This window comes from Methylopila musalis (assembly GCF_042679725.1).
GTDB lineage: Bacteria > Pseudomonadota > Alphaproteobacteria > Rhizobiales > Methylopilaceae > Methylopila > Methylopila musalis.
Window position 1 is genome coordinate 1 of record NZ_JBHTMX010000120.1, and the last position, 8,927, is coordinate 8,927.

The window sequence follows — 8,927 nt, forward strand, 5'->3', positions numbered from 1 at the left end:
GGCGGCGCGCCTCGCCGCGGGCCGGGAGGAGGTGGGCGCGGTCGTCACCTTCACCGGGCTCTGCCGCCGGGGCGCCGACAGCGGCGCGACGCTCGCCGCGCTGACGCTGGAATGCTACCCGGACATGGCCGAGCAGGAGCTCGCCCGCATCGAGGCGGAGGCGCGCGCGCGCTGGCCGCTCGCCGACGCGCTGGTGATCCACCGCCACGGCCGCATTCTGCCGGGCGAGCCGATCGTCTTCGTGGCCACGCTCTCCGCCCACCGCGCCGCCGCCTTCGAGGCCGCCCAGTTCCTCATGGACTACCTCAAAACCTCCGCGCCGTTCTGGAAGCAGGAGGAAACCGCAGAGGGAACCTCCTGGGTCGCCGCCAAGACCGCCGACGACGACGCGACGCGGCGCTGGGAGCAGGGCTGAGGGCTTGGCTCACCAACGTCGTCTTGGCGCGCCACCTCCCTTGTCCCGGCCTTGAGCCGGGACCCATACACGCCGACGCCTGCAAATTGAAGCGCTCCGCCCGTCGCGTCTTATCCGGATCCACTGACGTTTCTGGATCCCGGCTCAGGGCCGGGAAAAGATACAGGAGAGCAGGGGCCGCGCCTGCCCGAAATCGCGGCGCGACACCTCTCTTGTCCCGGCCTTGAGCCGGGACCCAGACACGCGACTCCCGCAAGCTGAAGCGCTCCGCCCGTCGCGTCTGATTCTGAGCCGCTGACGTTTCTGGATCCCGGCTCAAGGCCGGGAAAAGATTCAGAAGAGCAGGGGCTTGCGCACGTCCGATGTCGCGGCGCGCCACGTCCCTTGTCCCGGCCTTGAGCCGGGACCCAGACACGCTAGCGGCGCAGAATGAGCCATGTCGCCGGGTGAGCGTCATCTGAAACGCTGGCGTTTCTGGATCCCGGCTCAAGGCCGGGACAAGGGGCGTGGCGGGTCCGTTCGCCGACGCGTCCCCCACTGCTTCCGCTCCCGCAACCACCGCGCCAGAAAAACAGGCGTTAACTACTTTTAACTTTAATAAAATATGACCTCGGCGCCAGCGCGGGCGCGCCCTACGATCCGGGCATGTCGTTCCGAGTCTCCACCGCCATGATCGTCGGGGCCTACGCGCTGCTCGCCGGCGTGCTGGTGCTCGCGCTCGGCGTGGATCTGCTGAAGCCGATCGCGACCTATGCGCCGCAGGTGACGTGGCTGTCGCCGGAGACCACCGCCTCCCGCATCGCGGCCCTGCGCGGCGCCGGGCGGGCGGACGTGGCGGGGCTCTACGGGCTGGTGATCTCGCTGTCCTGGGGGCTGATCGCGGCGCTTGGCGCCGGCGGCTTCGGCTGGGGGCTGGCGAACAGGGGCGAGACCGTGCTCGGCCTCGACAAGATGATCAGCTACGCCACGCTGCTGGTTGGGCTCTACGCCTTCTCCACCTTCCTGACGCTGGTGACCTCGCGGCTGCACCTGCCGCTGCCCCGGGGCGGGCTGAGCGCCGTGCCGGCGCTGTGGTTCGGCACCATGATCCCGAGCGCGGCGATCCTCGCCCGCATCGGGTCCATGATCGCCCATGACATCGGCGCGCTGATCGCGCTCGCCTTCGAGCGGGAGCGGGAGAAGGCGCAGGCCTATGTGGCGGCGACCGAGGAGAAGCGCGGGCAGGACAGCCTCGACGCCCGCGTCGCCCGGGTGCTCGCCGCCCGCCGCCACGCGCCGCCCTCAAACTGAAAACGGCGGGACGCGCCTGCGCGCTCCCGCCGTTCGAGGTCGTCTGAGAGAGGGGCGATCAGGCCGCGGCGACGCTCGCCTTGGGCTGCACCTCGGCGTGGTAGTCCTCCATCAGCGTCTTGGTCAGATCGCCGACGGTGAAGCGCCAGTCGGCGATCTCGGAGACCGGGGTCACCTCCGCCGCCGTGCCGCAGATGAAGCACTGTTCGAAGCTTCCAAGCTCCTCCGGCTGGATCGCGCGCTCGATCACCTCGACGCCGCGCCGGCGGGCGAGGTCGATCACGGTGCGGCGGGTGATGCCGTCGAGGAAGCAGTCCGGGGTCGGGGTGTGCAGCGCGCCGTCCTTCACGAAGAACACGTTGGCGCCGGTGCACTCCGCCACCTGGCCGCGCCAGTCGAGCATCAGCGCGTCAGCGTAGCCCTTGCGCTCGGCGGCGTGCTTGGACAGCGTGCAGATCATGTAGAGGCCGGTGGCCTTGGCGCGGGACGGGGCGGTCTTCGGATCGGGCCGGCGCCATTCGGCGAGGTCGACGCGGATGCCCTTCAGCCGCTGCGCCGGGTCGAAGTAGCTCGGCCACTGCCAGATCGCGATTGCGAGGTGGATGCGGTTGTTCTGGGCGGAGACGCCCATCATCTCGCTGCCGCGCCAGGCGATCGGGCGCACATAGGCGTCCTGGAAGCCCTGCCGCGCCAGCGTCTCCTCGCAGGCGCGGTTGATCTCGGCCACGGAGTAGGGGATGTCGAAGCCGAGCAGCTTTCCGCTCTCCACCAGCCGGCGCGAATGCTCGTCCAACTTGAAGATGCGCCCGCCATAGGCCCGCTCGCCCTCGAACACGGCGCTGGCGTAATGCAGGGCGTGGGTAAGCACATGCACCTTGGCGTCCGCCCAGGGCACGAACGCGCCGTCGAACCAGATGACGCCGTCACGTTGATCGAAAGGTTGGGCGTCGGCCATGATGAAGCTCCTTCAGGACAGTGCGGCGCCGGTTGTCCCGGCCGTCATATGTCGTCGTCGATCCGTCGTCAGGCTCGTGCGCCCGAAAGCGGCGAGGGTCAAGCGGATCAACGGCGGATGCCGTTTTGCGTCGCCGGGCGCGAGCGGATAATCTTCCCCGCGGGCGGCTGCGCGGCGACGCTCCCACGCAATGTTCTGCGATCCTGACGTTCGTTGCGGCAAGTTCGTTTCGTGCGTAGGGGTGGTGATGTACTGAAATGGTCTGGATAAGTCAATATGACTGACGTAATGGCGCCCCAGGGCGACCGGCGGGCGCTGGCCGCGCCGGACGCGCCCTCAGCGGCCGGCGACGAACCGCCTTACGATCTGATCGAGCTGCTGTTTTTCGCCTATCGCGACTTCGTTCGCGACGTGGACGAGGCGCTGGCGGGCTACGGTTTCGGCCGCGCGCACCATCGCGTGTTGCATTTCGTGGACCGCAATCCCGGCCTGACGGTGACGGACCTGCTCGACATCCTGAAGATCACCAAGCAGAGCCTCGGCCGGGTGCTGCGGGAGCTGGTGGACCAGGGCTTCATCGTCCAGCGCGAGGGCGCCTCGGACCGGCGCCAGCGGCGGCTCTACGTCACCGAGCGTGGCGACGAGCTGGCGCTGGAGCTCGCCCATCTGCAGAGCGCGCGCATCGGCCGGGCGATCGAGCTCGCGGGACCCGAAGCGGGGGAGGCCGCGCGCCGCTTCCTCTACGCCATGGTGGACCGGGACGAGCGCGGCAAGGTGGAGCGGCTGACGGCGCTCGGCCGGCCCCGCGGCGGCGGCGCCTGAGCATGGCCGTTCCTCCCCAGCCCGCGCCCACCGACGCCGCGGCGCATCTCCTGATCGTGGACGACGACGCCCGCATCCGCGCGCTGTTGCAGAAGTTCCTGGCCGGCAAGGGCTACCGCGTCACCGCGGCGGCGGACGCGGCCGAGGCGCGCGGCAAGCTCGACGCGCTCGCCTTCGACCTGCTGGTGCTGGACGTGATGATGCCGGGCGAGAGCGGGCTCGAGCTCGCCACCGCCATCCGCGCCCGCTCCGCGGTGCCGATCCTCATGCTCACCGCCCGCTCGGACGCCGAGGACCGCATCGCGGGGCTCGAGACCGGCGCCGACGATTATCTGGCGAAGCCCTTCGACCCGCGCGAGCTGCTGCTGCGCATCAGCGGCATCCTGCGCCGGGCCGGGGCGGCGGCCATGACGTCGGAGCCGGAGGTGCGCTTCGGGGGCTTCGCCTTCCATCGCGGACGGGGCGAGCTGCGGCGCGGCGACGAGGTGGTGCGCCTCGCCGACCGGGAGCGCGACATGGTGGTGGCGCTCGCTGAGCGGCTGGGGCAGACCGTGCCCCGGTCGGCGGTGGCGGGCGACGACGTGGCGCCCGGCGACCGGGCGGTCGACGTGGTGGTGACGCGCCTGCGCCGCAAGATCGAGGACGATCCCGCCCAGCCGCTGCTGCTGCAGACCGTGCGCGGGCTCGGCTACCGCCTGCTCGCGGACGCATGAGCGCGACCCAGCCGGCGGTGGGGTGGGCGCGGCGTCTGCTGCCGAAGGGGCTCTACACCCGCTCGCTGCTGATCATCGTGGCGCCCATGGTGCTGCTGCAGGGCGTGCTCGCCTTCGTGTTCATGGAGCGGCACTACGAGGTCGTCACCGAGCGGCTGTCGAACGCGGTGGCGCAGAACGTGGCGGCGCTCGCGGCCCTGCACGCGGCGAGCCCCTCGCCCGAGAGCGACGCCACCCTGATCCGCGTCGCCCGGGAGCGGCTGTCGCTGCAGGTGGAGTTCACGGCCGACCGGGCGCTGCCGCCGCCCCGGCCGCGGCCGTTCTTCTCCATCCTCGACGAGGCGCTGTCGAAGCAGCTCAAGGAGGAGCTGAAGCGTCCGTTCTGGATCGACACGGTCGGCCGCTCCAACTTCGTGGAGATCCGGGTCCTGCTGGACGACGGCGTGATGAAGGCCATCGCCCGCCGCAGCCAGACCTACGCCTCCAACAGCCACATTTTCCTCGTGTGGATGGTCTGCGCCTCGCTGGTGCTGATCGGCGTCGCCATCCTGTTTCTGCGCAACCAGATCAAGCCGATCGTGGAGCTGTCGGGGGCGGCGGAGAGCTTCGGCAAGGGGCGGGCGGCGCCCGAGCTGCGCATCCGCGGCGCGCGGGAGGTGCGGGAGGCGAGCCGCGCCTTCGTGGATATGCGCGACCGCATCGAGCGCCAGATCGAGCAGCGCACCGCCATGCTCGCGGGCGTGAGCCACGACCTGCGCACCATGCTCACCCGCTTCCGGCTGCAGCTCGCGGTGCTGGACGAGTGTCCCGAGATCGAGGACCTCAACCGGGACGTGGACGAGATGACGCGCATGCTGGAGGCCTATCTCGCCTTCGTGCGCGGCGACGCCGGCGAGCCGCCCCAGCCGACCGACGTGCCCGCCATGCTGGATGACCTGAAGCGCGCGGCCGAGACCTCCGGGGCCAAGGTCAGCGTGGAGAGTCACGGCGATCCGGTGGCGGTGGTGCGGCCGGACGCGTTCCGGCGCTGCCTCGGCAATCTGGTGTCGAACGCCGCCCGCTACGCCCGCCGCATCCAGGTGACGGCGATCCATGACGGGCGCACGCTCGAGATCCGCATCGACGACGACGGTCCCGGCGTGCCGCTGGAGAAGCGGGAGGAGGTGTTCCGCCCGTTCCTGCGCCTCGACGCCGCCCGCAACCAGGACCATGGCGGCTCGGGGCTCGGCCTCGCCATCACCCGCGACATCGCCCGCAGCCATGGCGGCGACGTCACGCTGGAGCAGAGCCCGCTCGGCGGCCTGCGCGCCGTGGTGCGCGTGCCGGCCTGACCCTCCGAAACGACGAACGCGCCGGACAAGCCGGCGCGTTCGGAAGGCGTGATTGCTGTCGCACAAAGCGCCCCTCACCCGGAGGGCTGGCGCCCTCCGACCTCTCCCCGGCTGGGGAGAGGTGACGCAAGCGGCGCCGTTCTTCACCTCTCCACAGCGGGGAGAGGTCGGCGCGAAGCGCCGGGTGAGGGGGCTGATGCGGCGTGCGGCCGTCAGCGGGGCAGGACGCCCCGCTCGGCGGCCTGCGGGCCCTGTTTCACCCTGTCGTCCACCAGCTCGTACCACATGGCGTTGAGCACGGCGAAGGCGGCGGCCAGCGGCAGGCCGAGGATCCAGGCGAAGTACCACATGATGCGTGTCTCCTTGTCTTCGGCGGTCAGTAGGCGTGGCCGTCGCCGCGGGCGATGGCGCGTTCGTCCACCTTGCCCCACAGCACCCGGTAGACCCACGCCGTGTAGGCGAGGACGAGCGGCAGGAAGATCACCGTCGCCACCAGCATGATGAACAGCGTCAGATGGCTGGACGAGGCGTCCCACACCGTCAGGCTCGACTTCGGATCGGTCCAGGACGGCAGGATGAAGGGGAACATGGAGAGCCCCACCGTCGAGATCAGGCCGAAGATCGACAGCGCGCTCGACAGCAGCGCGAGGACGGCCTTGCGCCCCTGCGAGAAGCCGAGGCTCGCCAGCGCGCCGAGGAAGCCGAGCGCCGGGGCGATGATGGTCCAGCTCATGGTTCCGTAGTTCTCGAGCCAGACGCCCGACGCGCGCTCCACCGTCTTGGCGAGCGGGTTGGACGGGCCGTCCGTGACGACCGCGCTGACGAAGCGGTAGCCGTCCACGCCGAGCCACAGCCACAGCCCGCCGAGCGCGAACAGGACGATGACCGCGACCGCCGCGAGGCCGCCGAAGGTGCGCGCCCGCTCGTAGACCGGGCCGTCCGTCTTCAGCAGCAGCCAGTTGGCGCCGTGCATGACGAGCATCGCCACCGACACCAGTCCGCAGAGCAGGCCGAACGGGTTCAGCAGCTCGAACAGCGTGGTGCCGTCGTAGAAGATGCGCAGGTCCGGGCCGAAGTGGAAGTTCGCGCCCTGAAGCACGTTGCCCACCGCGACGCCGGTGACGAGAGCCGGCACGAGGCCGCCCACGAACAGCGCCCAGTCCCAGCCCGAGCGCCAGCGCGGGTCCTCCCGCTTGGAGCGGTACTTGAAGCCGACCGGGCGCAGGATGAGCGCGAACAGGATCGCGAACATCGCCAGATAGAAGCCCGAGAACGACACGGCGTAGAGCGGCGGCCAGGCGGCGAACACCGCGCCACCGCCGAGGATCAGCCACACCTGGTTGCCTTCCCAGACCGGGCCGACGGAGTTGATGACCACCCGGCGCTCCAGGTCGGTCTCCGCCACGAAGGGCAGCAGCATGCCGGTGCCGAGATCGAAGCCGTCCATCACGGCGAAGCCGATCAGCAGCACGCCGAGCAGCAGCCACCAGATGACGCGAAGGGTTTCGTAGTCGAGAAGCGTGTGCAGGATCATGACGCCTTACTCCGCGGGCGCGAGAGCGTAGGGGGCGAGCTCGGCCTGGGGCTCGGGATCGGGCGCGGGGCCCTTTTTGATCGCGTGGAGCATGAGGCCCATCTCCACGATGAACAGCACGGTGTAGATCGCCGTGAAGCCCAGGATCGTCAGCAGCACCGTGAAGGCGCCGAGGTCGGACACAGCCGCCGCGGTCGGCAGCACGCCCTCGATGATCCAGGGCTGGCGGCCCACCTCCGCGACGATCCAGCCGCATTCCGCCGCGATCCAAGGCAGCGGGATCGCCACCACCGCGAGCTTCAGCAGCAGCGGATAGCGGTCCAGCCGGTGCCGGGCGGAGAGGTAGAAGAACGTCGCCGTCAGCGCGATGAAGAAGATTCCGAGGCCCACCATGATGCGGAAGGTCCAGAACAGCGTCGGCACATGGGGGATGGTGTCCGCCGCGGCCTTCGCGATCTGCTCGTCGGTGGCCTGACGCGGATCGTCCACGTAGCGCTTCAGCAGCAGCGCGTAGCCGAGATCGTGGCCGCCGGCCTCGAAGGCCGCCTGGGCCTCCGCCGGGATGGCGCCGGGCGCGGCCGACGCGCGGATGGTCTGCAGCGCGTCATAGGCCTCGACGCCGTTGCGGATGCGGCCTTCAGCGCGCTTCACCAGATCCTCGATGCCGGGGATCTCGGTCGTGAGGGAGCGCGTGCCGATCAGGCCCATCACCCACGGGATGTGGACGGCGTAATGCGTTTCGCGCGCGGCTTGGTCGGGGAAGCCGAAGGCGGTGAAGGCGGCCGGCGCCGGCTCCGTCTTCCACATGGCCTCGATGGAGGCGAGCTTCATCTTCTGATGCTCGGTGGAGAGGTAGCCGCTCTCGTCGCCCAGCACGACCACAGACAGCGAGGCGGCGAGGCCGAAGGAGGCGGCGACGGTCATGGAGCGCTTGGCGAGCTCCAGATGTCGGCCCTTCAACAGGTACCAGGCGGAGACGCCGAGCACGAAGATCGACGCCGTGACGTAGCCGGCCGAGACCGTGTGCACGAACTTCGCTTGCGCCACCGGGTTGAACAGCACGGCGAAGAAGTCGTTCACCTCCATCCGCATGGTCTGCGGGTTGAAGGAGGCGCCCACCGGGTTCTGCATCCAGCCGTTGGCGATCAGGATCCACAGCGCCGAGAAGTTCGACCCCAGCGCCACCGCCCAGGTGGCGGCGAGATGGCCGAGCTTCGACAGCTTGTCCCACCCGAAGAAGAACAGGCCGACGAAGGTCGCCTCCAGGAAGAAGGCCATCAGGCCCTCGATCGCCAGCGGCGCGCCGAAGATGTCGCCCACGTAGTGGCTGTAGTAGCTCCAGTTCATGCCGAACTGGAACTCCATCACGAGGCCGGTGGAGACGCCGATGGCGAAGTTGATGCCGAACAGGACGCCCCAGAACTTGGTCATCTGACGCCAGATGACCCGCCCGGTCATCACATACACGGTCTCCATGATCGCAAGCAGGATCGAGAGGCCGATGGTGAGCGGCACGAACAGAAAGTGGTAGAGAGCCGTGAGCGCGAATTGCAATCGCGACAGGGCGACGACGTCGAGTTCCATCTCATGCCTTCCGGCGGGGTCGCCGGCCTCCTGATACGCCCTTGCGTCGCCGAACGCGGCGCGGGGCGGGAAACGGTGTCTGTCCGGTCGCGCTCAGTCCGGCCGGAGCCGGTCGAGCGCGGCCTGGAAGCCCGGCGCGCCGGGCGTGAGATCGGCGACGACGCGCCCGCGCTCCAGCGCGATCACGCGGTCGCAGATTTCGGCCTCGCGCCGCAGATGCGTGGCGACGACCAGCGTGCGGCCGCCGGCCTTGCCGTCGAGGCGGCGCAGCACGTCGCGGGCG

The 8,927-nt window shown here is 69.9% G+C and carries 9 protein-coding genes and 1 pseudogene; 5 read left to right on the plus strand and 5 right to left on the minus strand.

Annotation, left to right across the window (positions count from 1 at the left end):
* Both ACFQ4O_RS12220 and ACFQ4O_RS12225 read left to right on the plus strand, forming a co-directional pair.
* A partial coding sequence (locus tag ACFQ4O_RS12220; RefSeq protein WP_378775970.1) for a molybdenum cofactor biosynthesis protein MoaE occupies positions 1–415 on the plus strand: 415 nt, incomplete at its 5' end.
* A gap of 645 nt (positions 416–1,060) precedes the next feature.
* Positions 1,061–1,705, plus strand: coding sequence for a hypothetical protein (locus ACFQ4O_RS12225; protein WP_378775971.1), 645 nt, complete (start codon positions 1,061–1,063; stop codon positions 1,703–1,705).
* 58 nt (positions 1,706–1,763) lie between these two features.
* Here ACFQ4O_RS12225 and ACFQ4O_RS12230 read toward each other — a convergent pair whose 3' ends face one another.
* Positions 1,764–2,660 (minus strand): branched-chain amino acid aminotransferase, encoded by an 897-nt coding sequence (locus ACFQ4O_RS12230; RefSeq protein ID WP_378775972.1) that lies wholly within the window; start codon positions 2,658–2,660, stop codon positions 1,764–1,766.
* Positions 2,661–2,936: 276 nt separating this feature from the next.
* Between ACFQ4O_RS12230 and ACFQ4O_RS12235 the strand changes: the two genes are divergently transcribed.
* The 3 genes from ACFQ4O_RS12235 to ACFQ4O_RS12245 are packed head-to-tail and all read left to right on the plus strand — an operon-like array spanning position 2,937 to position 5,526.
* Positions 2,937–3,482: a MarR family winged helix-turn-helix transcriptional regulator gene (locus ACFQ4O_RS12235; RefSeq protein ID WP_378775973.1), complete on the plus strand. Its 546-nt coding sequence runs from the start codon at positions 2,937–2,939 to the stop codon at positions 3,480–3,482.
* Positions 3,483–3,484: 2 nt separating this feature from the next.
* Positions 3,485–4,195: a response regulator gene (locus ACFQ4O_RS12240; protein ID WP_378775974.1), complete on the plus strand. Its 711-nt coding sequence runs from the start codon at positions 3,485–3,487 to the stop codon at positions 4,193–4,195.
* Positions 4,192–5,526: an ATP-binding protein gene (locus ACFQ4O_RS12245; protein ID WP_378775975.1), complete on the plus strand. Its 1,335-nt coding sequence runs from the start codon at positions 4,192–4,194 to the stop codon at positions 5,524–5,526. The genes ACFQ4O_RS12240 and ACFQ4O_RS12245 overlap by 4 nt, the downstream gene beginning before the upstream one ends.
* A 212-nt stretch (positions 5,527–5,738) precedes the next feature.
* On the opposite strand, the gene cydX is transcribed toward ACFQ4O_RS12245, so the two are convergent.
* The 4 genes and pseudogenes from cydX to ACFQ4O_RS12265 form a co-directional block, all read right to left on the minus strand.
* Entirely contained in the window at positions 5,739–5,876 is a 138-nt protein-coding gene (cydX, locus tag ACFQ4O_RS12250) for a cytochrome bd-I oxidase subunit CydX (RefSeq protein ID WP_378775976.1), read from the minus strand.
* A 26-nt stretch (positions 5,877–5,902) separates the two neighbouring features.
* Positions 5,903–7,060: a cytochrome d ubiquinol oxidase subunit II gene (gene cydB / locus ACFQ4O_RS12255; RefSeq protein WP_378775977.1), complete on the minus strand. Its 1,158-nt coding sequence runs from the start codon at positions 7,058–7,060 to the stop codon at positions 5,903–5,905.
* Between the two features lie 6 nt (positions 7,061–7,066).
* Positions 7,067–8,644: a cytochrome ubiquinol oxidase subunit I gene (locus ACFQ4O_RS12260; RefSeq protein WP_378775978.1), complete on the minus strand. Its 1,578-nt coding sequence runs from the start codon at positions 8,642–8,644 to the stop codon at positions 7,067–7,069.
* A gap of 93 nt (positions 8,645–8,737) precedes the next feature.
* A pseudogene (locus ACFQ4O_RS12265) lies at positions 8,738–8,927 on the minus strand (ABC transporter ATP-binding protein); the annotation flags it as partial.